Genomic DNA, 22,300 nt, shown 5'->3' with positions numbered 1-22,300 from the left:
GCCTGTCCTTGTAGTGTAGAAGATAGCGGCCGCCTGAACAGCGTGAATTGCGCAGGCAGATAGAAGAGGCACTCCGGATACCACTGTACACCCACGATCTGTCGGTTGTCGGTTGCCTCGATCGCCTGACATAAATCGTCCAGATCTCGACCCACGATGTGCCGCGACAGATGCCCAGCAGGGGTATGCTCCATTCGAGTGCCTGCTCAATAGTCAGCGCGGCGGGAACGCGGAATACGTGTTTACCTATTCGAAGGGTCGTCCGGTTGATCGCATTAACACCAAGGCCTGCCGCAGGGCACGGGAGGAGGCTGGATTGCCACAAGTGCGAGTACATGACTTGAAGCATACGTTTGGTCGCCGATTGCGGGCCAAAGGTCTCAGTCATGAAACACGGCAGGTTTTCCTGGGCCACAAAAACGGCCAGATCACGACTCATTATTCCGCAGCTGAAATCGGGGAACTGATAGAAGCAGTGGAAAAAGTGAGCGGGGCAGGCAGCTCGGCACCGACCCTGACCTCGATCAAAAATGAAAGCTCTCGCAAATCTCCCGCAACTGGCCTGCCGGACGCTGCCTCCATGGGACGTGCAAAGGTACGCATGAATGCGAGCGGGTGGGCTCCGTGCTACCCTCGTCTCCAATGAGATATTTTGGCAAGCAAACCCATTCGTTTGCCCTCGCGGGAACTTCTTCGACAGCTGTGTCGACGATGGTGGCAATCGATATAGCAGCCGAGACAGTTTCAACGCTTCCAGTACTAGTACGCCTGTCTCCTCCGCCTGCTAACTCTCAGCGCCCGCAGGCAGAAGCTAAGGCAGTCATCGGGCGTCACTGTCGATTAGGCTGCGATCTCATACAAAACAACCATTCACACAACAACCATTTTTTTAGGAGGATAACTCACTTGGTCATCGGGGGTTCTCCCCGAGTGTCCTAGTGTCAAGACCATGTTACTTGCAACCGATCTCGATGGGACGTTTCTGGGCGGCAGTATCGAAGCACGCCTGAGCCTGTATCAACTTATCGCCGCGCGAGATGATATCGAGCTCGTTTTTGTCACTGGCCGCGGCATCGAAGTGGTGCTGCCGCTGCTCTCAGATCCAACAATCCCCGTGCCCCACTACATCATTGCCGATGTGGGTGCGAGCGTGGTCGACGGCCGCACTCTGCAGCCGGTAGCGGAGATTCAGGAATCGATAGATATGCTGTGGCCCGGAGAATGGGCCGTCGCCGAAGCGCTGGAGCACATCACCGCCTTACGCCGGCAGGAAGTGCCGCAGGAGCGCCGATGCTCGTTCTTCTGTGAGGCTCACCATATCGACGACGAAGTGCGGCGGATCGTCAGCAGTCTCGACTGCGACATGCTGTTCTCAGACGGCAAGTACTTCGACGTGTTGCCCAAAGGGGTCAACAAAGGCAGTACGCTTGAAAAACTCTTGCAACATTTGGGAACCGATTCGGATCAGGTACTGATTGCAGGGGACACGCTAAATGACCTCGCGATGCTGCGCCTGGATTACAAGAGCGTATGTGTTGGCAAATCGGAGCGCGAGTTGCTCGACGTGACCCGCGGCACTCCCAAAACCTATCACGCCAGCGCCGCTGGCGCAGGCGGCATCATTGAAGCGATTGAGCACTACGGCCTGCTGCCCGGCGGCGAACTCAAGCGGTACCTCGAAGACAATGAAGGCGCAGCGCCGGGCACCTCAGATCTTGTAATCGTGTATCACCGCCTACCCTTCGAGGAATACATAGAAGAAGGACAACGGAAGCGCCGCCAGCATACATCGCCCAACGGCATCATCCCGACACTACTGAGTCTCTTTGCCAAGGGCAGACAGGGATCCTGGGTCGCCTGGTCATTGGAAAGTGACAACGCAACGCCGGTAGAAAGCCATTCGATCGTGGACAAGGTGCGCTATCCCAACCTGCGCACTGCCAATGTGCCGCTGAGTACCGACGACGTCGACGTATTCTACAAGCGCTTTTCCAAGGAGGCGTTCTGGCCCACGCTGCACACCTTCTGGGAGCGTGCCCGGTTTGACGAAGACCACTGGGAAACCTTTCTTGCCGTCAACGAGCGCTTTGCCCAGCATGCAGCAGCCGAGTCAGCGGCCGGTGCCACGGTTTGGTTGCATGACTACAACCTCTGGATGGTGCCAGCGTTTCTGCGCGAGCTGCGTCCCGATCTGAAAATCGCGTTTTTTCACCATACCTACTTCCCCTCCGCAGACGCATTCAACGTATTGCCCTGGAGAAAGCAGATTGTCGGCAGCCTGTTGCAGTGCGACTACATCGGTTTCCATATTCCGCGCCAGTCAGAAAACTTTGTCGATGTCGCCCAAGGCGTGATGCCGCTCAAGATAACGCGCCGCGCCAATTGCGCGCCGCGTTTCCTGACCTATGGGTGCGCCCTTGGACTTGAGGAGATGGTCACTGAGGTCGAGGTGCTAGGACGCAAAGTCGGGCTGGGAGCGCATCCGGTGGGTCTTGACCTAGACCGTATACAAAGCTGCCTGAAAGGCCCAAATGTCGCAGACGAAGCGGCAGAGCTGCGCGATGAACTGGGTGAAACCAGAATGATCCTCGCCGTAGAGCGCCTGGATTACACCAAGGGCATTCTCGAGAAGTTGCGCGCCTACGAGCGCCTCCTCAAAGAGAACCCGGCGCTATGCGGCAAGATCACGCTGGTCACGATTTGCGTACCGGCGGCCGCAGGGATGGCGATTTACGACGAACTGCAGGCCCAGATCGAGCAGACCGTCGGCCACATCAATGGCCGCTTTGGCCGCTTCGAGTGGACTCCCGTTAAGTTTTTCTTCCGCGCCATGCCGTTCGAGAAGCTGGTGGTGTATTACTCAGTGGCGGATGTCATGTGGATCACACCGCTGCGCGATGGTCTGAATCTGGTGGCGAAGGAGTTTATGGCCGTGCAAGGACTTACCGGAGGCCACGGCGTATTGGTACTTTCGGAATTCGCCGGAGCCGCCGCGGAACTGCGTGGCCCGATCCTTACCAATCCGCACGACCCGAGCGATCTCGTCAGCACTGTTTACCAGGCCTTGAACATGAGTCCTGAGGAAGCCACGGGGCGCGTCACCGAGGCCTTTGAAAGCATCCAGTACTTCGATTTGAAGCGATGGAGCGATGACTTCATGGCGGCTGTCGATCAGAGCGCCCAATAAGTCCCGCGCTCATCTCCCCCTTCGACCAGCGGCCAGGCTACCGGACCGACGAGGGAGAAAAGCCAGCAACCGATCACCAAGAGGCCCTACATGGCACTGCGTAACGCCGTTCAGCTCATCTGCTACCCGGATCGCGTCGGCAAAAATCTGAAGGACCTGCACAAGTCGCTGGCAGAGCACTGTGGCGATGCCGTGGGCGGTGTTCACCTGCTGCCGTTCTATCCGTCAAATGCCGACGCCGGTTTTTCACCACTCACGCATACGGAGGTCGACGAACGGTTTGGAGATTGGGGCGATATCGAAGCCCTGGCGGCGGACTACGACCTTTGCGTGGACCTTATCATCAATCACATCTCCGACGAGTCAGTGCAGTTCAAGGCCTATCTCGAAGAGGGTCGCCAATCGGCCTATGCACCGCTGTTTGTGGATATCGATGAGCTGCCGCCGATGACACCGGACGATCTGGCAAAGATTCATATTCGCAAAGAAAAAGAGCCGTTTCGGGACGTCACCTTTGGCGATGGCAGCAGCACCCGCGTGTGGTGCACCTTTACCGAAAAGCAGATCGATCTGAATTTTCGCAACCAGGAAACCTTCGATCTGGTCGAGCATTACATCGAATTTCTCACCGCAAAAGGTGTACGCCTGCTACGACTGGATGCCTTTGGCTATACCACCAAGAAAGTCGGTAGCAGCTGCTTTTTGGTCGAGCCTGACGTCTATCGAATTCTCGACTGGGTGCGACAAACCGCGGAAAAAAACGGCGCCGAGTGCCTGCCCGAAGTGCACGATCACTGGAGCTATCAGTTTGCACTTTCAAGGCGAGGCATGCGCCCTTACAGCTTCGCGCTGCCGCCGCTAATGCTGTATTCGTTGCTCGACGCCAACAGCGTTTACCTTAAGAACTGGCTGCGCATGTGTCCGGACAATATGGTCACGGTGCTGGATACGCACGACGGCATCTGTATTCCAGATGTCGAGGATGTACTGCCCGATGATAAAATCCGCGTGCTGATCGACAACATAGACGCACGCAGCGCCGACCCGATACTGAGACGCTCGGCTGCCAATATTCACAGTGTCGGTGCCATCTACCAGCTCACCTGCACCTTTTACGACGCCCTCATGCGCAACGACGACGCCTACATTGCAGCGCGGGCGATACAGTTTTTTACGCCGGGTATCCCGCAGGTGTACTACGTGGGTCTGCTGGCCGGTTGCAATGACGAAGCGCTGATGGAATCCACCGGGGAACTTCGCGATATCAATCGACACTACTACTCGCTCGAGGAATTTGCCGACGCCGTGGAACAACCGGTCGTGCAGCGCCTGCTCGCGCTGATGCGTTTCCGCTCCAACTTCGCCGCATTTAATGGGCAGTTTGAGCTGCAGCACTCCAACGACAGCAACGTAGCGATGGCCTGGGAAAGCGCGGATGCCTACTGTGAGCTATTCGTGGACCTGAACTTCAACACCAGCAGCATTCGCTTTGGCGAAAGTGCGGATGCGCAGCTGAGTGAATGGCGACTATAGACTAGCGCGCGCCGCTCACTGGCAACGCTTAGCTACCGCAGGTGACAAGCATGCTGAGCACCATCGACTGGCTGGTAATTGGCGCCTATGCCGCGGCGCTACTGATTATCTGCCTGCGCGTCATGCGGCGTTCTCCCGACACCGACGAACTGTTCCTCGCCGGTCGCAGTCTTGGGCCTGCGGTGATCGGGCTCTCTCTGTTCGCTTCCAATATTTCGTCTACCACCCTGATCGGCCTACCTGGAGCTGCCTGGGAATATGGCATCGCCGTCGCGAACTACGAGTGGATGGCCGCACTGGTGCTTGTCCTCACGGCCTTGTTCCTGCTGCCTAGACTCATTGGCCAGAGACTCTCGACGATTCCAGAGCTTCTCGAGCAGCGTTTCGATCCCCGACTGCGGCGCTATCTCTCAGCGTGCTCGCTGTTCCTGAGCGTTGCCCTCGATACGGCCGGCAGCCTGTACGCCGGAGCGATCGTCGTAATGCTTTTTGTGCCGGGATTCACTCTAGCGCCAACCATTTTTGCACTGGCGTTGTTGGCCGGTCTGTACACAACGGCAGGAGGTCTGCGCGCGGTCGCCTACACCGACGTCCTGCAGTCACTGGTCTTACTGGGCGGATCCGTATTGCTGACCTGGCTTGTACTCGCAGAGCTGAACTTCGACTTCCCGCGCATCATCCGCGATCTCGGACCCGAACGCCTCTCACTGCTTAGACCCATCGACGACCCGTCGCTACCCTGGCTCGGCACTCTGATCGGCCTACCGGTTCTCGGCTTCTATTACTGGACAATGAATCAGTATGTTGCGCAGCGCCTTCTCGGGGCGCGGGATATCACGGCAGCCGCCAGGGGCTCTATACTGGCCGCTGCGCTAAAATTACTTCCTCTGTTTATCATGGTATTTCCCGGCGCTATGGCGGTGCTCCTGATTCCGGATCTTGACAGTCCCGATCAGGTGTTTCCAGAGTTGATCCGCCGTTTCGCGCCCCCGGGCGTTGCGGGCCTGCTGATCGCCGGACTCCTCGCCGCGATCATGTCCAGCGTGGACTCCACGCTGAACTCGGCATCAACCTTGATCATGGTGGACTTCGTAAAGCCGGCGCGGCCGCAGATAAGCTCCCGATCGATCGCGCGACTGGGGCGGTTTTGCACGCTGGGGCTGATGTTACTCGCCGCGCTCTGGGCGCCGATGATTGATCGCTTTTCCGGCCTCTTCGCCTATCTGCAGCAAACCTTCGCCTACGTGACGCCGCCGCTTGTCGCGGTGTTCTTGATCGGCGTGAGCAATCAGAGTATTTCGGCCAACGCGGCGTGGCGCGGCCTGATCACCGGGCACGCTTTATCGGCCCTGGTATTTATCGCGGCGCAACTGGGTTGGCACAGCGTCCACTTCACAATCGTGGCGGGACTGCTCTGCGCGGCTACAGCGGTGTTTATCGTGTTTTGGCAGCTCGTCGGTGACGGCCAAAAGAAGACGTCGCAAGAATCCGCCAAACCGGCTTATGCGCCCCTTTCTCCCGGACTGAAACGCTGTGCCTACGGCCTTATCGGTGTGACGCTGCTGATTGTCGCCTGGCTGGCCTGAGCGCGGCCGTAGCCGGGTTCAGCGCATGCTGCCCGGCCTCAGGCGCTGGGGCCGCCATCGACGCCGATGATCTGCCCGGTGACATACCCGACCTGATCGCTGAGGGCTTCCATAACAAGATGGAAATGATCAGTCGCAGAGCGTACGGATTTAGAAACTTTGAGAATGACCGACTACGGGTCTTAACCCATTGTGGTTGGGATGGCATTATCACTCGTGTTTAGTGAAAACCGGTCTATCCCCCGCTAATTGGGTAGAGCTCTGATTTACAAAGTATAAATTGGTAGCTACGGGTGGACTTGAACCACCGACCCCAGCATTATGAATGCTGTGCTCTAACCAGCTGAGCTACGTAGCCACAAGGTTTTGCAGACCCCCATTGCGGGGGACGCGAATTCTCTACATTTGCCCCGCTCAAGTCAACCTCTGGGGCCAAGAGACTAAGGTCGATCCGCATCATTGCAACTTCGAAGCACGATGCGCTTTAGCTGATCACTCGATGGCGCATCGAGGCAGCCCAATTGCTCTGCCTGCAGCACCCCGCTCCTGAGAAGTGCCGTAACGAGGGGCTCACTCAGTACACAGCGTAGACTATTGCTACTATTGGCAACATCCATCGTGGTTTCTCCTTCCGATACTTCGAGATGAACCACTTTAACGCGAACGATTCTCATTTGCAATTCTTGCGCAATACTCTCTGTTAGCAATCTAAGCCAGGGAGACCTGGTACGCGCTCACGTATGATGAGCACCATCGCCGCCTGAACGAACACCCAAGCTCCATGCGTGCACATACAACGACAGCGCCTACACTCCCAGACCACAAGGATATGATCCACATTGTGGGTATGTATAAGTGCGGCACGTCCTGGCTACTACACATGCTCGCAGCGCACCCGCAGGTCGTTGGGTGGCGGGAATTTGATGCAATACGCGCTGTGTATGCACCGCATCGACGAGCACTTGCCCTCCCCCTTGCAGGCCTGGACTACCTCCGACCTCGTCCCAAAAATGATGTTTGGATACAGCGTCGTGAGGAGTCTGCGAACCGGCCCCCGCAGGATGTTTTTCGGGAGATGTTTTTGGCCCGGGGTTGGATACCGATCATGGGGGCAGATAAACAAAGGCAAATTGAGCAGTTCAATCCACAAGATCTAAGCGCACTTCTAGAGCAGCTTCTTGCTCTGGGTGACTATCGTCTGCGACCCAGCGCCGCACCGCTCATAGACCCGACACGCCATACCGACAAGCTTGGCGTACAAAGCTTTCGCCATAACGATCTGCTCACCCTCATGCAGGCGGTAAGAGACTGCAGCCAAACCGAGCAAATCCCCACACTGTTTTTTGAAGCGCTGCGCTCACAAACAATCCCGGGATCTCGCATTGCGACCAAAGCCGCCGATCAACTGATGCAACTTACCGCTTTGAAAAAAGCGTCTCCGGGTAGTCGAACTATTGCCATTGTACGAGACGGCCGCGATGCGGCCATTTCTGCGCGACACTTCGAGCACTTGATGCGCAAGCGAGAGGCGCCCTGGCGAGCTCAAAATGCGAGTTACCTGCGTCGCTTACTCGGATGGTCTATGCGGTCAGCAAAGCTTGCCGAACATGCGCGTCGAGGTGAGATTACAGTGCTGCGCTACGAAGACCTACATTCTAACTTTACAACGCTTTGCCGTGCTTTATTTGTGGAACTCGGACTTGACGCAACAACGGAAATCATTGAGAACGTAAAAAACGCCACGGATTTTGCCACAGTCACACAAGGTAGAATTCCTGGCGAATCAGCAAACCATCAGATTCGAAAGGGCAGCTCCGGCGAATGGCAGGGCGCCTTATCCGGCTCTCAAGCCGCACTTGCCTGGAAACTCGCAGGACACAGTCTCAGAGCCTTTGGCTACACCCGCACAGGGGCTATTGATCCATCATCCTTAGTACTCGGATCTTAAGTAACCGCAGGCAAACATCGCGATTAAGGCCTGCGCACATACGATAAATCCTGATCCCTAATGACGTTCACTAGACCGCAAAGTTTTGCCATCCTGTGTTTTCACTCCGGCAAAAACCTGGCTCATGATGACCTCTCAAAATCCGACTTTAGACAGCTCCGCAAAAGACAGTCTTGCAAGAATTCCTTCACGACTTAAAAGACTCAAACCCAGCAAAGCAAAATTGGCCCTTGGGGCACTTGGGGCTATGCTCGCTGCAATAAACACGGCCTTAGCGGGACCGATTCTCACTGAGATTCACTACAACGGCCTCGCCAATGGGAGTGATCCCGATGAGTTCATAGAACTGACTAACCCAGGAGAGTTCACCTTAGATCTCAGCGCCTGGCAGTTTACCCAAGGTATCAACTACAGCTTCGCACAGGGGCAAACACTAGCTCCGGCAACATCATTGCTTATTGCTCGAGACCCCAGCGGGTTCCTCGAAGCGTTTCCCGAGTACCAGGGAGACATTTTCGATTTCTCTGGTGCCTTATCCAATAGCGGTGAGACGCTCACGCTCGCGGACGCGGCAGGTATCGAAGTCTGGTCCATCAGCTATGACGATACCGCGCCATGGCCACGGAGCCCCGACGGCCTCGGCGACTCGCTTCAACTCATTACCGACGCGCTAGACGCCGGTATTGCTAGCAACTGGAAAGCTCAAAGCCCTAGCCCAGGCTCCTGGGGCGCCTTGTCTCCAACCCCAATTACGGTGCCTGCGCCCGCGAGTATCGCTCTGCTTGTCGCAGGGGCAGTGATGCTCAGAGTACGCAGGACAACACAACGCCTCTCCGCGAACTTGGCTCCCAAGGCACAGCCCCCCCGCATTCTTTCAAAAATGTGACTTCCGCCCTTCCCTAGCATCAGCGTAGCCTTCAAACTTACGGCTGAGATCACGGTCTCCGTATTGGCGGGCCGGTTAAGCAGATAAGTCGTTTTAAGAGCCGCTGTACATGTCCGAATTTTTTATCGCCAGACAACCCATCTTCGACAGAAACCTGAAGGTCTTTGCCTACGAGCTCCTCTTTCGCAGCTCAGACACCGGGGCTGCGCCAAAAGACCTGGACGATGACGCAGCCACGGCGCAGGTGTTGAGCACCAGCGAAGAAGTCGGTCTGTCACGACTGGTGGGCAAACGACCCGCCTTTATCAATCTACCCCGAAAGTTTCTCGTAGAGCCCGATCTCCTGCCATTTGCGCCAGACAATGTGGTGCTCGAAGTACTGGAGCATGTAGAAATTGACGACGCCGTCATTGAGGGTATGGCCGGCTTAGGTGATCGTGGTTACACCCTGGCGCTGGATGACTTTGTCTACGACTCTCGTTTTGACAATGCACTTCGTCACGTCGCCATCGTGAAACTCGAAATTCCACAGATCGCCCCAAAGGATTGGAACACTGAAATTACCCGCCTAAAGAAACTTGGGGTAAAGGTTCTCGCAGAGAAAGTCGAAACCAACGAAGAATTCGAGTCCTTAAAAGCTCTCGGCTGCGACTACTTTCAGGGCTACTTCTTTGCTAAGCCCAAGGTAGTTCGCGGTAAGCGACTTGCGCCGAACAAACTGGCAGTCCTTCAGCTCATGTCCAAAATCAACAATCCCGAAACAGACATCGAGTCCCTTAGTGACCTCGTGAGTCGTGACGTGGCTATTTCTGTACGCGCCATGAACTACGTCAACTCCCCGGCCGGCGCACTCAACCGACGTATTGAGTCTATCCGTGAGGCCGTGGTGTACATCGGTAGAGAGACCATCCGACGATGGGTAACCCTTTTGATCATGGCCAAGCTCGACGACAAGCCCGGGGAGCTGGTCACCATGACACTCGTGCGCGCTAAATTTATGGAACTGTTGGCGCAAGAAGCGAATCAGGACGACGCGAACGCATTTTTTACCGTGGGCCTATTCTCAGTGCTTGATGCGTTGATGGATGCCCCTCTTGAAGAGGTCATTAATACCTTGGCCATTCCCCAGGAACTTCGCGACGCCCTGAGCCAAGAGCTTGGCATTAAGGGCCAGTCTCTGGCGCTGGCAAAAGCACTGGAGCTTGGAGAACTCTCGAGTTTCGATCCATTTGAGATACCGGCACCGATCATCGCCAGCCTTCACCAGACGGCGACACAATGGGCCGATGAGACTTTGGCGGGAATGGCCAAGGCTTAGAGAGCTCGAAAGCCGCAGGGCCTTACAGCTACTGCTAAACTAATTCGCGTTTTACGTTCGTAAGAGTTACAAACCCGAGGAATAGCGACAATGAGTAATCCGGCATTTGAATTTGTCCGTCAGCTTGGCGTAGAGCTAGCAGCCGGCGAATTTGATCTTCCGCCTTTCCCGGACACTGCCATGCGCGTACAACGATGCGTGGCCGATGCAGACTCCGATATCAATTCTCTGGGAGTCATTATTGCAAGCGAACCAGCCCTGGCTGCGAGACTCATGCGCATGGCCAACTCGGCGATGATGCGCCGGGGCCCTATGGAAGTAACGGACATCAACACCGCTATCTCTCGGGTCGGCATGGAAATGGTACAAAACGCCGCGGTATCATTCGCCGCGCGCGAAGCCTTCACCTTCCCCAGCGGCGGTCCATTTCTTGCAGACCTCAACAAGCTTCGACTGCACAGCGTGAAAGTCGCATCGCTGAGCTACGTATTAGCAAAGAACAGTCGCTTTACCGGCAACCCCGATGAAGCCATGCTTGCGGGCCTTTTGCACGCTGTGGGCAAGTTCTACATACTGACTAAAGCTGCCGATCACACGGAACTTTTCACGGATCGTGAAGCCGTGGACAAGCTACTGGCTCAGTGGCACACCGGCGTAGCACGCGCGATCGTGGAATCTTGGGACTTCCCCGAATCCATAGCCGTAGGCGTTGATGAGCAAGAACTCAAGGAGCGCGACCGAATCGCGTCAGCAGGTGTCAGTGACGTTTTGTTTATCGCCAACGTTCTGGCCCGAGCGGGAGTCAAGGTAGCGAGCGAACTCGGTGATCTGGACGCCCTGGCCAGATTAAGAATGGACGGCGACAAGCTGGCACAAACTCTCGAAGACCACGAAGAAGAAATACAGTCAATGATAGACGCGCTAAGCGGCTAAAAACGCTCCACCAAAGCCCCAGCGTCCCGAAGTTTGCGAATCGAGTTGGGACGCTCCGCGCTAAGCTGGTGCGCGCTTACAACGCTTCACGGAGCATCGCCCGACGCAAATACGTGATCCGAATCCCCAAAGACAAGTCCTTGGGACAGACATCCTCACAGCCGAGTAGGCTCATGCACCCGAAGACGCCATCGTCGTCTCCTATGAGTTCATAAAACGCAGCATCGTCCCTATCGTCCCGGGGATTCAAACGCAGCTCGGCCGGTATCCACTGACAAATCGCCAATGAGCGCAAATCCGGGCAACGGCGCAAGACGTGTGGGATCGGGCAAGCTCGATAAAAGGGTTCGACATACCAGGCCCGGACGACCATTAATCAACATGGCGCAGGACCCACAGATCCCGGCTCGGCACACAAAATCAAACTGTAAGAAGGGATCCTGTTGCTCGCGAATCTCGGAAAGTGCAATAAACAGAGTCATACCCTCACCTCAGTCAGCTCCACCGAGTAACTCTGCCAATGAGGCTTCTCTGATGGATGCTCTGGATTGCATCGCAATACTTCCAAAGTGAATAGATCGCCCTTGGCACAGGAGGACCGGTCACTGGCCAACATCGAACTTGTCTCCTTTTGCTTCATGGGGCGTCATCCCCCAGCTGCGGACGCTGATTAAAACTACGATAACGCGGCGGAAGTTCGCTGCGAAAAGGCATCAATGCCTCCTGACGCATCTCGCCTTCGGCGTGAAGGTCGCAAACCGCCGCGACATCCTTCAACCTCAGGGCGCTGTCTGGATGCTCAATAAAATCCTGCGCACCGTAGCCGCGCCACCCCGGAGGTAACTCCATATGCGTCACGTCGACCTCTTCATAACGCAATGTCGCCTCCTGATCTCCCGTGGGATGAAGCTGCACGGCCTCCATATAACCCAGTACCCCGCGCCCACTCTCCAGCGCAATGGCCGCCCCCATACCCTCATTGATAATGGCATTGGTGGACACGCGGTAGATGCGACCAAATCCTCCAGTGGCAATACAGGTGGCCCGTGCCATCCGACACATAACTTGCGCGCTACTGCGCCGTGCTGCCAAAGTTACGCGCTGTGATCAGACCGTGTGCAGCATCGGACTCCGTAATAGTGACGCGCTCACCATTCACCACCACCTCATGATCGCCTCGCTCCACGCGATTCCAGGGCACACCCCAAGCCGCGAGCTCTCGAATGGCCTTAGGCGCAGTTACTGCGAACATTCGAACAACTTGCTGATCCGCGCCCCAATCACTCCCTCGCACCGTATCGGCAAAGTGCACGCTCTCGCTGTCGCCGCGACCCTTTGCGGTATTTCCAAGGCTTGCTTGCATACCACCCTGGGCTGCGGCCGAGTGTGAGCGTTTTGCGGGAACCAGACTCACTAACCAGGGCTGTGACGTATCAAAAAACAGAAAACCCTCGAAAAACCGCGTAACCCGAAACATCGCAGACTTTCCCAGCAGAATGCTCGACACAGCAAACAGATGCGCTCACATAAAAAGGACCAGCAGTAAACCTGTGAAACCTTGAACGAAATCCAGCCAGGCCGGCCATCGTTTATCAGAGAGTGCTAGCAAGCAAAACTCGCCCCAGAGCCAGTAAGACCCTTGTTACCTATCAGGCACGGAGTATGAATGCTGTACGAGCAAGAGTTGTTGACCTGTCGCAAGGAAAGGCCAACTGAGTGTTCAATACGTCTCGTCGATTCCCAGACGTGACAGGTTGACCGTTGCGGCATCAAAATTGGCCTGGGCAACACGCGTTCTCTGGTAGGCCGTATAGAAACGAACGCGCGCATCGGCGGCCGTCTCTTCGCGGATGTTCACTAAAAAGAAATCGCTGGCCCCCTGCTCAAACCGTCGCACCTCGGCACGGCGCATAGTCTCGGATAACTCCACGTCCTGCTTTGCCAGATCCATGAGCTGTCTCGCGGTGTCCAGCTCCAGCAGAATATTCCGCAACTCTATTTCGACCTGATCTTCCAGACGACGCTGCTCTTGCCTAAGGGACTCCAGTTCAGCTCTAGCCTGAATTATCTTGCCTTTTGCCTGACGCCGCTGCAGGGGTACGCTAAAAGTAAAACCTACAATAGCGTCGGTCCCGTCTCTCGACGCCCCGCCTTCACCGATGGAACCAAAGCCCTCCGCGAGTTCAAGATTCAAATCCAGACGTGGCTTTAGCTCGTTTTCGGAGAGCGAAATTTTCTGCAAGGCTCGCTCAGCGCCGGTCTGCAGGATCCGCAATTCAGGACGCTGCTCCAGCACCGCGGACACGTCCAAGGAGTCTACCGTAGGTAAAGGAGGCAATATGCCAAATTGTTCTTCGGAAGGTAAACGCTGCACACCAGGCATGAGAGGCTCTCCGGCTTCATCACGAAGGTAAAAAGCCAACTGGTTAGCTGCCATCTGAAAATCTCGCCGCGAAGCCGTCATAAGCGTCTGTCGCCGGGTGATGTTCTGCCGGTTCTCGGTGATAAAAATAGCCGCGCGACGACCGCTACTGACTTCCCGCTCAAGACCCGTTTCACGCTCTAGCGCTATACGAAGCAAATTGTCGTAAACGGCCAGCTCCTGCCCCGCAGCCACCCAACGCCAATAGGCCGCCAGTGCCCGCTGCTGCACCCCGACCTTGGTCAGTAATACATCAAGTTCAGCCTGTACCAAAGCGAGCTCGGCATCGATCTGACCAAATCGCCGGGAATCAATATCGCGATCGCGAAACATACTGAACAAAACACCGAGTTTTGCGGTACCGCCGTTATTGGTGAAGTAGTCGTCTTCGTAGATGGGGAAGGCACCGTTAGACAGCGAATACTGGCCGTATAACTGCGCGCCTAGTGGACGCAGCGGCTTCAACACTTTGCCACTAAGGACAGTACCGTCATAAAAACCGTCCACACGATCAAAACCGTCAGCCCCAAAAACCAGGTCAAAGGCACCCAGAGACTCTGTAACTCGCCCCTGGGCAACTTGGCGCTGGGCCAGTGCCTCAAGAATCGACGGAAAGTGCTCCTCGGAGGCAGCCAACACTTCTTCCGGCAACAGGGGCATTTCTGCATTAGGAACGTCTGCGAGCACCCCTGGCGTAAAAGCTAGCGCAAGCAAAAGTAGCGTACGCGTTTTCATTGGCGTGGCATCACCATGGGATCACCCTGACCCGGAAAATTCGGCGGGAAGTTGTTCATCTGGCGCCAGATTTCGTAACCCACCGAGACCTCATCAAGAAGCACCCAGCCTCGCGCCTTGGATCCAAAACGCACAAACCTTCGATCCGGCCATGCCACACCCGTGCCCTCATCTTCCTCGACAAGAATTCGGAAACGACCATTACTTTGAGCGCTGGGATCGATAGCAATGACGTGGCCGCTAAAGGTACCCACCGCCACCGATGGCCAACCGCTTATCTGAATCACGGGCCAGCCTTCAAACTGAATACGCACCCTTGCGCCGTCTCGAACCAACGCAATATCGCGGCCATCAACAAACATCTCGATAGCGCGGTCAGCGTTATCCGGTACAAAAGTGGCAACCACCTGCCCTGCGTTGATAAACGTGGCCGCATCGCCGGCGTTTACGCGCAAAATCGTGCCATCGCGGGGTGCCCGCACAATCTGTACGGACTGCCGGGAAAGATTGACGTCTACACGACTCAACTCTGCTCCAGCCTGCGCTACGTCTGCACGCAGCTGCTCGACCCTGATCCGTGCCTGCTCATATTCCCGACGCGCCGACAAACCTTCGTCAAACAGCTTTTCCATGCGTCGCTTGTCAATCTGAGCAATCTCTAAAGCCGTCTCCGCCGCGGTAAGCTTTGCCATCACCTGCCCGCGCTCTGCCTGCAAACGCTCTAGTAGCTGAGGATCGTTATCGACAATCTGAACAATAGGATCACCCAACTGCACTCGGGACCCATCGCGGACATACCACTGTTGGATTCGACCCGGGACCAGCGCATTGATCTCCTGCATGCGGTCGTTAGGATTCAGCGCTGTCACGTTTCCCGGGCCGCTCGCGGTCTGCACCCAGGGTACAAAGGTCAAGAACAAAGCCACCACAGCAAAGAAAAACAGCAAACCAATTCCAACTGCTCGAGCCACTCGAGGCACTCCGATGGCATTGAGCGCAGTGAACTTTTCGTTGTGATAATCAAACAAAGCCATGACTAGCGGTCCTCGTTCAATTCTGCGGCGTTTTCGCCGTAGATTGATAGAGGATTGCGCAGCGGGTGCTCTTCGAGGCCCATGAGCTCGCACAACGATTGATAGTCCCGGACCATGACCTGCTGCTCATAGCCGAGACGCAGGTAGTGATCAAAACGCAGATCGATGTTCTCGTAGGTAAAGTACACAATGGTGGTTTCACAATTCTTTTGAAGAGCATCCATCGCTCGCAGCAAGAGTACTTCCGGCATGGCGTCATAAGCTTGCGTTAGCACTAGAATTCTGGGTTTAGAAATAATGGCCGCAGCGAGCTTTAGCTGCATCGTCTCTACAATCGACAAGGGCCAACCCATGCCTACCAGTTCGGTGTCTAAACCCTGGGGTAACTGCGTGACCGTCTCAGCCAGGCCGACGATCTCCAAAACATGCATAACGTCGACCGGCTCGGTCGTGGGGGCTGACAGCCTCAGATATTCACGAATACTGGTCTCAACGGCATTAGGCCGATCCAGCATAATGATTTCCTGGCGCTTCTCGTAAGCCTTCAGTTCTTTGAGATCCATACCTCCAACTGCGATGTAGCCGCTGTCAGGCGCGTCATGACCGCGCACTAAATTCGTAAAGACACGCTGGGCACGGTGACTATCGGCGTAAACACATACTCGGGACAGGGCCGGAATCTTGAAGTCCAGAGTGATGGTCGGCGCGACCACTACCTTGCTAAACCTCAACGAAGAATCGCCGTCTATACGTTTATGGGCGCCGCTAGGCATATCCTGCTCAATCTGAAAGAACAATGACAACTCGTCGACGGCCCCGCAAACGTCGTAGAGGTAACTCAGGTAAATACCCAACTGCGAAATGCCCAGGAACACCACCGAGAGCACAAGCTCTGCAGCCACTAATTGTCCGAGAGAGAGCTCTCCACTCATCACCAGCCAACCACCCAAACCCAACAACGAGGCACTTGCGGCGGCATAGATAAACAAGAAGCTGAGTGTTTGTGAGAAGTGGTGTCGAAAATGCCGGCGATGCTGCTCGATGTAGGAGGAGGTGACATCATCTGTTCGGCGCAAGGCCTCCGAAATGTGCATCTCACTCTTATAAAAGCCGTTCGCATGCCCCAAAGACTCCAGCCAGGAGGCGCTATGGTGCTTCCGGTGCGACAAATCAACCGCACTTTGAATACCGCGTCGCCCCCAGATTAACCAGACGACCCACATCAGCAAAACGATACCGGAATTAAACGCCAACAACATTGGATGATAGGAGGAGACGAGTAAAAAGCCGACTACCGTCTGCAAGACGATCGTGAACCCGCCCACGAGCAAGTTAGGCAGCATCTTCATGATGATAATGATGTCGAAGTAACGGTTAAACAGCGCGCTCTTTCCTCGATCATCAAAATAGGGGTTTCGCGCATAGATCGTCCGCAGAGCAATTTCTGACACCATCCGGGCGTAGAAGCGCCGTCCAAACACATCCATTATGTAGATGCGCAAAGCATTCAGGCCACCGGCCAGAAGCAACAAGAAGAATAGTGTCAGTGAAAGCACCACCAATGGCGTGGTGAGGCCAATATTTGCCACCGTGTTGATGAGCATCTGTACCGATACTGGCGTCGCCAATGACAGCAGGCTAATACCCACGCCATAGACGATTGCCAGCGAGTAATAGCTGCGCTCGGGCGCCAAAATACCAAAGAAAAAACCAAACAGCGACGAGAGCGAGCTCGCAGCTCCGGAATGTTTATCGAGCATAGTCCGTGGGGCCATTTACGTTGATAGCGCATTATACGTAAACCCGATCAATTTGGTTGGGTATTTGGCGAGATCCGTCCAACCCAGGGGTTTACTACGCCTTCTTGAACACGACCCTGCGCCGCTCATTATTGCGCGGGAGTCAACTAAGCATGACCTCTGCCCGCAAACGATCGCTCAAGGCCTGTTGAGACTGACTCCCGAGATCTCCCGCAGACAGCCAGCTCACAATCGCACTGGCGACATCTGGATAATCTATGGGAGGCACCGATGGAGCACAGACAAGCCAGCGACGGATACTGCTCACATCAAGGGACTCAAGCACGCTGCCGTAACCCAACTGCTGTAAGGCGAGCGCGTTTGCTATGCCTGTCCCGTGAACTTCAATCGCTGTTGTATAGATTTTTTGTGACGGCACTCAGTCTTAACAAAGGCATGCCCTGGCGCCTTTCAAGATAGACCCTGGTTGCGCGAGCGTCATCCGCCGGGGCCCTGCGGGGGCACAACTCTTGCAAAAAACCGTCGAATCCCCCGGACGATGCTTTGCAGATAGTGCCGCACTGCCAAGAAAGGGGTATAGCCCCTAAAGCACACAAGCGATAAGCTTTCGCTTACGCAGCTCCTTCACGCATCCGCCCGCCTGGAACCACAATTATGAGCATACTCTATCGCAGCGCTTTTGGACTCGCTCAGGACATCAAAGCGGGCAAGCTATCCGCAGTCACAGTACTGGAGTTTTACCTGGACCGAATTGAGCGCTTTAACCAGGACATCAATGCCGTCGTGGCACTGGATACAAATCGCGCTCTTGCCAGAGCCGTCGCTGCGGATGAGGCTGCGGCGAACGGTGAAGATTGGGGGCCTCTGCATGGCGTGCCAATGACCATCAAGGATGCCTGGTGCACCGAAGGCCTGGTAACCGTGGGCGGCATACCCGAGCGGCGAGACTTTATCCCCGAAGAAAATGCTGTTCCCGTGCAGAGACTCGTGGACGCCGGCGCCATCGTGTTTGGCAAAACCAACGTTCCATTTATGAGCGCAGACCTTCAATCGTTCAACGAGATCTACGACGTTACAAACAACCCCTGGAACCTGGAGCGAACCTGCGGTGGCTCATCGGGCGGAGCAGGCGCCGCGCTGGCCAGTGGGCTGACACCGCTGGAACTCGGTAGCGACATCGGCGGATCGATTCGGACCCCAAGTCACTTCAATGGTGTCTTCGGCCATAAAAGCAGTTACGAATTAATCACCATGCGCGGCCATCTCCCTCCGGGTGAGAAGGTATTGTCAGAACCCGACCTGTCCTGTGCGGGCCCCCTGGCGACTTGCGTTGATGATCTGGAACAAGCGTTAGCACTCCTCGCCGGCCCGGCGCCAGATATCACCGCACACCCCCTGCCCGCGCTTCCTACACCGAGCTTTCGCGATGCCTCGCACCTGCGCGTTGCCGTGTGGGCCGATGATGCCTTTTGCCCCGTAGAGACGTCGATTGCGGAACACATCGAAAGTGCCGCGCGCACGCTTGAGAACCTGGGAGCGTTTGTGGACCGCAATGCGCGGCCCGCGATTGATCCACAAGCCAATCATGCGAATTACACGCAACTACTGATGTCCGTAATTGGCGCTGACACGCCCGAAGAAGTGCGACAAATGGCGCGCGACATGGTGGCCGCCGCCCCAGATGATATGAGCGAACCCATGCTGCAAATGCGCGGCATCGCGCTGGATCACAAGGGCTGGATCATCCAACACGAGATACGACAGCACACTCGCGTTGCCTGGGAAGCTTTCTTTCGCGACTACGACGTACTGCTCTGTCCCTGTGCACACGTGCCTGCTTTCCCGCATGACCATCACCCGGATATGCAAGCGCGGGTCATCCCGGTCAACGGTGAAGACCGTCCCTACACAGATATTCTGAAGTGGGCCGGTCTGACATTGAACGCGTACCTGCCTGCCACGGCTGTGCCACTTGGAACAACGGCTGATGGACTGCCTGTGGGCATGCAAATCAGTAGCCGTTACCTCGGTGACCGAACCACACTTGCGGTTGCGCGACTGCTAGAAACTCACCACCGTGCATTTGTACCGCCGCCGGGTTACAACGACTAACTACTACCGGCGCAGACCCATGCACCGCCATGGTGCATGCCCTTGTAAAAATTACGGATTAAATCACTTGCCTTCACGCAGGGAATTTACCTACGATCGGTGACAGGTTGCGAGCACCTCAGCTCGACGACTGATAAATATAAAATCACAAGGGGAATTTCCATGTCTGCGACTTATCGCACGCTGCCGTTACTCGCGGCTGTCTCACTGGCTACTCAATCTTTCGCCGTTGGCGCTCAAGTACTCGAAGAAGTAATCGTTACCGCACAGAAACGCGCGGAGAGCCTTCAGGACGTACCCATTTCCGTGTCTGCAATCCAGGGCGAGAAGATTCAGGATGCAGGTATTCCGAACATGGCCGCACTGGCTGACTTTGTGCCCAACCTGCACATTGCGGACGCGCCGGTAAACACCAATATCTATATGCGCGGTGTTGGCTCGGGTAACAACCAGGGTTTTGAGCAATCCGTAGGCATGTACATCGACGGCGTCTACATGGGCCGTGGGCGTCAGTACCGCGCAGGATTCCTTGACGTAGAGCGCGTAGAGGTGCTGCGCGGGCCACAGGGAACACTGTTTGGTCGTAATACCGTTGCCGGCGCCGTTAACATCACGACCGCCAGTGCGCGGGCGGGCGACGAGCTCGACGCCATGGTGATGGTTTCAGCTGAGTCCTTCGACGGTCGCCTTGTAGAAGGCCATGTGGGCGGTGGACTTTCCGACACTGTGGGTGCCCGGCTTGCCGTCAAGTACCGCGAGACCGACGGCTTTGTGGATAACACACTCTTGGGACGCCCCGAAGGCTCCATTGAAGAACTCTCTTATCGACTCTCTCTGAACTGGCAGCCCAGCGATGACATCGACGTCAATCTGAAATTCACCCAATCCGATTATGAGCGCATCGGGTCAAACACCACGACCAAAGTATTCTTGAATAGCGCTGAGCGAGATCAGTTTGTTCCCAACCGTAGCGCCTTTGCGAACACTGCTTACAGCATCATGGATGTCTTCTTCCCAAGTTTCACAGAGGAGACTGGAAGAGAATTCACATCCTTTAAAGATAATGGCTTTGGCCGATCGACTGAAGACGGCATCGGCATTGGCCTAAACCAGGACAGCTCAGACAATGATCTCACCAACATTGTGGCCAACATTGACTGGCAGGTCGGCGACCTGACCATCACTTCGATTACCGGCTGGTCCGAGTATCAGTACATTGACGGCGCGGACGTTGACTGGTTGCCTCTGCAGTTTATCTCCCGTGACGATGACCAGACCTTTGAGCAAATCAGCCAGGAGATTCGCATTACCTCCCCCGGCGGTGAGTTTTTTGATTATGTCGCAGGCTTCTATTACGACCAAAGCGATCTGGAGTTCGACCGTAACGTAACGATCGATACCAATTTTGACGGACTGTTTCCGGAGTTTATCTCCGCGGTTACGCCGGGCAACCCCCCGCCGTCACTCGTACCTCAAAACCTGTTAGCGGCATTAACAGGTGGCGCCTACAACATGAACCAGGTCGCCCGAAACCACCGTTACCAGTTGGATTCAGATTCCTGGGCACTGTTCGGTCAGGGTACCTTCAACTTTACCGACACTTTGCGCCTGACTGTGGGTGTGCGCTACACCGAAGAAAACAAGGACGTCGTCAGTACGCAGTTTTTGTCGGACCTGAATTCTGGACTGACATCGCCTGGCGACAGCTTTTTTCTCCACACCATTCAGGCGACGAGCTTCAACGCCTATGCTTATGACTACCGACAAGCTCGAACAACCGACGCGCTGGTGCCCTCATTTAATTTGCAATGGGATGTCACCGATAACAGCATGTTGTACGCGAGCTTTTCTCAGGGCTTTAAATCCGGCGGTTTTACGGCTGCAGATGATGGCAACCCGGGCGACCTTGCGCCCACGACGTTTCCTTGCGCGCCCAACCCAGACTTTACCGTGGACCTTGCGGCTTGCTATGACTTAACGAATCCGAACGAAGACTTTGAATTTGGAGACGAAGAGGTAGACGCGTTTGAACTAGGCGGCAAGCACACCCTTCTTGATGGCGGCATGACGCTGAACTGGGCTCTGTTCTATACCGAGTACACCGATCTGCAAACCGCCATCTTCGAGGGCCTTGGCTTTGTGGTGAAAAATGCATCCGGCTCAGAGATCTTTGGTCTTGAGGTAGATGCGCTTTGGCAGGCAACCGATAACCTCCGTTTAGGTGCAAACTTTGCCTATCTTGATGCCAGCTACAGCGACTTCGACGATGGTCCCTGTACCGCAATTCAGTTGGATGCTAATTCCGATTGTTCAATCACCGCAGGCAACCCGCTGTCTGATGAGCCTTCACTGTATGCCTCGGACTACAGCGCGGCCGCTTTCTTTGAGTACCTGCGGCCCATTGGCCAGATGGAAATGTTCGTCCAGGGCGAGGCCAACTATCGCGACTCTTTTCAATCAGCGGGTGACAACGACCCCATCGACGTGATTGATAGCTTTACGAAAGTTAACCTACGTATTGGACTACGCACTGGTGATTGGGAAGTCATGGCCTACGGACGCAACATCTTTGATGAAGAAATCTATATGCAAAGCTATGACGTGCCGGTATTGGCAGGGTCACACGCCCGTGTCATGGAAGAGAGTGCAGTCTGGGGCGCACGTTTGAAGTACAGCTTCTAAGCTGTACTTCACAAGCGCTTGAAATGCCCGCCTCGTGCGGGCATTTTTTTGCCTGCGAATCGCTAACATCCCCCTCACCAAGGCATCGGAGCACGATCACAACTGTCATTCCGCGTCGCGCTGCGCGCTCCTGACTGCTCCATGACAGTCATGCCCGCACTCCT

18 protein-coding genes, 1 tRNA gene and 1 pseudogene are annotated in these 22,300 nt (G+C 55.5%); 11 read left to right on the top strand and 9 right to left on the bottom strand.

The window, feature by feature from the left end; translation table 11 throughout:
• The first annotated feature begins 112 nt into the window (after window positions 1-112).
• The 5 genes and pseudogenes from ACI9KD_RS10275 to ACI9KD_RS10255 form a co-directional block, all read left to right on the top strand.
• Window positions 113-646: a tyrosine-type recombinase/integrase gene (locus ACI9KD_RS10275; RefSeq protein ID WP_414981076.1), complete on the top strand. Its 534-nt coding sequence runs from the start codon at window positions 113-115 to the stop codon at window positions 644-646.
• A 303-nt stretch (window positions 647-949) separates the two neighbouring features.
• Window positions 950-3,187 carry a glucosylglycerol-phosphate synthase gene (gene ggpS / locus ACI9KD_RS10270; RefSeq protein ID WP_414981075.1) on the top strand — a complete coding sequence of 746 codons (2,238 nt, stop codon included), beginning with the start codon at window positions 950-952 and terminating at the stop codon, window positions 3,185-3,187.
• Window positions 3,188-3,277: 90 nt separating this feature from the next.
• Window positions 3,278-4,720, top strand: coding sequence for a sucrose phosphorylase (gtfA, locus tag ACI9KD_RS10265; protein ID WP_414981074.1), 1,443 nt, complete (start codon window positions 3,278-3,280; stop codon window positions 4,718-4,720).
• A gap of 50 nt (window positions 4,721-4,770) precedes the next feature.
• Window positions 4,771-6,306 (top strand): SLC5 family protein, encoded by a 1,536-nt coding sequence (locus tag ACI9KD_RS10260; protein WP_414981073.1) that lies wholly within the window; start codon window positions 4,771-4,773, stop codon window positions 6,304-6,306.
• Window positions 6,307-6,401: 95 nt separating this feature from the next.
• Window positions 6,402-6,530 (top strand): annotated as a pseudogene (locus ACI9KD_RS10255) (transposase); the annotation flags it as partial.
• Between the two features lie 57 nt (window positions 6,531-6,587).
• On the opposite strand, the gene ACI9KD_RS10250 reads toward ACI9KD_RS10255, so the two are convergent.
• Window positions 6,588-6,664, bottom strand: a tRNA-Met gene (locus ACI9KD_RS10250).
• 82 nt (window positions 6,665-6,746) lie between these two features.
• A complete protein-coding gene (locus tag ACI9KD_RS10245; RefSeq protein WP_414981072.1) occupies window positions 6,747-6,980 on the bottom strand; it encodes a hypothetical protein in 234 nt (77 codons plus the stop codon).
• Window positions 6,981-7,087: 107 nt separating this feature from the next.
• On the opposite strand from ACI9KD_RS10245, the gene ACI9KD_RS10240 reads away from it, so the two are divergent.
• The 4 genes from ACI9KD_RS10240 (at window position 7,088) to ACI9KD_RS10225 (ending at window position 11,391) form a co-directional block, all read left to right on the top strand.
• Entirely contained in the window at window positions 7,088-8,254 is a 1,167-nt protein-coding gene (locus ACI9KD_RS10240) for a sulfotransferase (RefSeq protein WP_414981071.1), read from the top strand.
• Window positions 8,255-8,378: 124 nt separating this feature from the next.
• Window positions 8,379-9,140, top strand: a complete 762-nt coding sequence (locus tag ACI9KD_RS10235) for a lamin tail domain-containing protein (RefSeq protein WP_414981070.1) — start codon at window positions 8,379-8,381, stop codon at window positions 9,138-9,140.
• Between the two features lie 109 nt (window positions 9,141-9,249).
• A complete protein-coding gene (locus ACI9KD_RS10230; protein ID WP_414981069.1) occupies window positions 9,250-10,458 on the top strand; it encodes an EAL and HDOD domain-containing protein in 1,209 nt (402 codons plus the stop codon).
• Window positions 10,459-10,548: 90 nt separating this feature from the next.
• A complete protein-coding gene (locus ACI9KD_RS10225; RefSeq protein ID WP_414981068.1) occupies window positions 10,549-11,391 on the top strand; it encodes an HDOD domain-containing protein in 843 nt (280 codons plus the stop codon).
• A 230-nt stretch (window positions 11,392-11,621) separates the two neighbouring features.
• Here the strand turns inward: ACI9KD_RS10225 and ACI9KD_RS10220 are convergent, their stop codons facing one another.
• The 7 genes from ACI9KD_RS10220 to ACI9KD_RS10190 form a co-directional block, all read right to left on the bottom strand.
• Window positions 11,622-11,873: a 2Fe-2S iron-sulfur cluster-binding protein gene (locus tag ACI9KD_RS10220; protein WP_414981067.1), complete on the bottom strand. Its 252-nt coding sequence runs from the start codon at window positions 11,871-11,873 to the stop codon at window positions 11,622-11,624.
• A 154-nt stretch (window positions 11,874-12,027) separates the two neighbouring features.
• Window positions 12,028-12,444 (bottom strand): FAD-binding protein, encoded by a 417-nt coding sequence (locus tag ACI9KD_RS10215; RefSeq protein WP_414981066.1) that lies wholly within the window; start codon window positions 12,442-12,444, stop codon window positions 12,028-12,030.
• Window positions 12,445-12,463: 19 nt separating this feature from the next.
• Window positions 12,464-12,898: an FAD-binding protein gene (locus ACI9KD_RS10210; RefSeq protein WP_414981065.1), complete on the bottom strand. Its 435-nt coding sequence runs from the start codon at window positions 12,896-12,898 to the stop codon at window positions 12,464-12,466.
• Between the two features lie 213 nt (window positions 12,899-13,111).
• Window positions 13,112-14,548 (bottom strand): TolC family protein, encoded by a 1,437-nt coding sequence (locus tag ACI9KD_RS10205; RefSeq protein ID WP_414981064.1) that lies wholly within the window; start codon window positions 14,546-14,548, stop codon window positions 13,112-13,114.
• Window positions 14,545-15,582 (bottom strand): efflux RND transporter periplasmic adaptor subunit, encoded by a 1,038-nt coding sequence (locus tag ACI9KD_RS10200; protein WP_414981063.1) that lies wholly within the window; start codon window positions 15,580-15,582, stop codon window positions 14,545-14,547. The genes ACI9KD_RS10205 and ACI9KD_RS10200 overlap by 4 nt, the downstream gene beginning before the upstream one ends.
• A gap of 2 nt (window positions 15,583-15,584) precedes the next feature.
• Entirely contained in the window at window positions 15,585-17,342 is a 1,758-nt protein-coding gene (locus tag ACI9KD_RS10195; RefSeq protein ID WP_414981062.1) for an ABC transporter transmembrane domain-containing protein, read from the bottom strand.
• Between the two features lie 142 nt (window positions 17,343-17,484).
• Window positions 17,485-17,760: a hypothetical protein gene (locus ACI9KD_RS10190; RefSeq protein WP_414981061.1), complete on the bottom strand. Its 276-nt coding sequence runs from the start codon at window positions 17,758-17,760 to the stop codon at window positions 17,485-17,487.
• Between the two features lie 236 nt (window positions 17,761-17,996).
• Between ACI9KD_RS10190 and ACI9KD_RS10185 the strand changes: the two genes are divergently transcribed.
• The gene (locus tag ACI9KD_RS10185; protein ID WP_414981060.1) at window positions 17,997-19,454 is read left to right on the top strand and encodes an amidase; all 1,458 of its coding nucleotides are present in this window, start codon (window positions 17,997-17,999) and stop codon (window positions 19,452-19,454) included.
• 162 nt (window positions 19,455-19,616) lie between these two features.
• Entirely contained in the window at window positions 19,617-22,136 is a 2,520-nt protein-coding gene (locus ACI9KD_RS10180; protein WP_414981059.1) for a TonB-dependent receptor, read from the top strand.
• The last annotated feature ends 164 nt before the right edge of the window (window positions 22,137-22,300 follow it).

Source organism: Congregibacter sp. (assembly GCF_047617445.1).
Classification (GTDB): Bacteria; Pseudomonadota; Gammaproteobacteria; order Pseudomonadales; family Halieaceae; genus Congregibacter.
The sequence above is the reverse complement of the archived record's forward strand: the minus strand, read 5'-3'. Positions and strand labels throughout refer to the sequence as shown.

Bases quoted from the DNA above. Each gene is read 5' to 3' on its own strand.
- ACI9KD_RS10200 (WP_414981063.1), bottom strand. From the start codon at position 15,582: ATGGCTTTGTTTGATTATCACAACGAAAAGTTCACTGCGCTCAATGCC.
- ACI9KD_RS10205 (WP_414981064.1), bottom strand. From the start codon at position 14,548: ATGAAAACGCGTACGCTACTTTTGCTTGCGCTAGCTTTTACGCCAGGG.
- ACI9KD_RS10225 (WP_414981068.1), top strand. From the start codon at position 10,549: ATGAGTAATCCGGCATTTGAATTTGTCCGTCAGCTTGGCGTAGAGCTA.
- ACI9KD_RS10245 (WP_414981072.1), bottom strand. From the start codon at position 6,980: ATGAGAATCGTTCGCGTTAAAGTGGTTCATCTCGAAGTATCGGAAGGA.
- ACI9KD_RS10260 (WP_414981073.1), top strand. From the start codon at position 4,771: ATGCTGAGCACCATCGACTGGCTGGTAATTGGCGCCTATGCCGCGGCG.
- ACI9KD_RS10215 (WP_414981066.1), bottom strand. From the start codon at position 12,444: ATGGCACGGGCCACCTGTATTGCCACTGGAGGATTTGGTCGCATCTAC.
- ACI9KD_RS10195 (WP_414981062.1), bottom strand. From the start codon at position 17,342: ATGCTCGATAAACATTCCGGAGCTGCGAGCTCGCTCTCGTCGCTGTTT.
- gtfA (WP_414981074.1), top strand. From the start codon at position 3,278: ATGGCACTGCGTAACGCCGTTCAGCTCATCTGCTACCCGGATCGCGTC.
- ACI9KD_RS10180 (WP_414981059.1), top strand. From the start codon at position 19,617: ATGTCTGCGACTTATCGCACGCTGCCGTTACTCGCGGCTGTCTCACTG.
- ACI9KD_RS10235 (WP_414981070.1), top strand. From the start codon at position 8,379: ATGATGACCTCTCAAAATCCGACTTTAGACAGCTCCGCAAAAGACAGT.
- ACI9KD_RS10240 (WP_414981071.1), top strand. From the start codon at position 7,088: ATGCGTGCACATACAACGACAGCGCCTACACTCCCAGACCACAAGGAT.
- ggpS (WP_414981075.1), top strand. From the start codon at position 950: ATGTTACTTGCAACCGATCTCGATGGGACGTTTCTGGGCGGCAGTATC.
- ACI9KD_RS10220 (WP_414981067.1), bottom strand. From the start codon at position 11,873: ATGACTCTGTTTATTGCACTTTCCGAGATTCGCGAGCAACAGGATCCC.
- ACI9KD_RS10230 (WP_414981069.1), top strand. From the start codon at position 9,250: ATGTCCGAATTTTTTATCGCCAGACAACCCATCTTCGACAGAAACCTG.
- ACI9KD_RS10185 (WP_414981060.1), top strand. From the start codon at position 17,997: ATGAGCATACTCTATCGCAGCGCTTTTGGACTCGCTCAGGACATCAAA.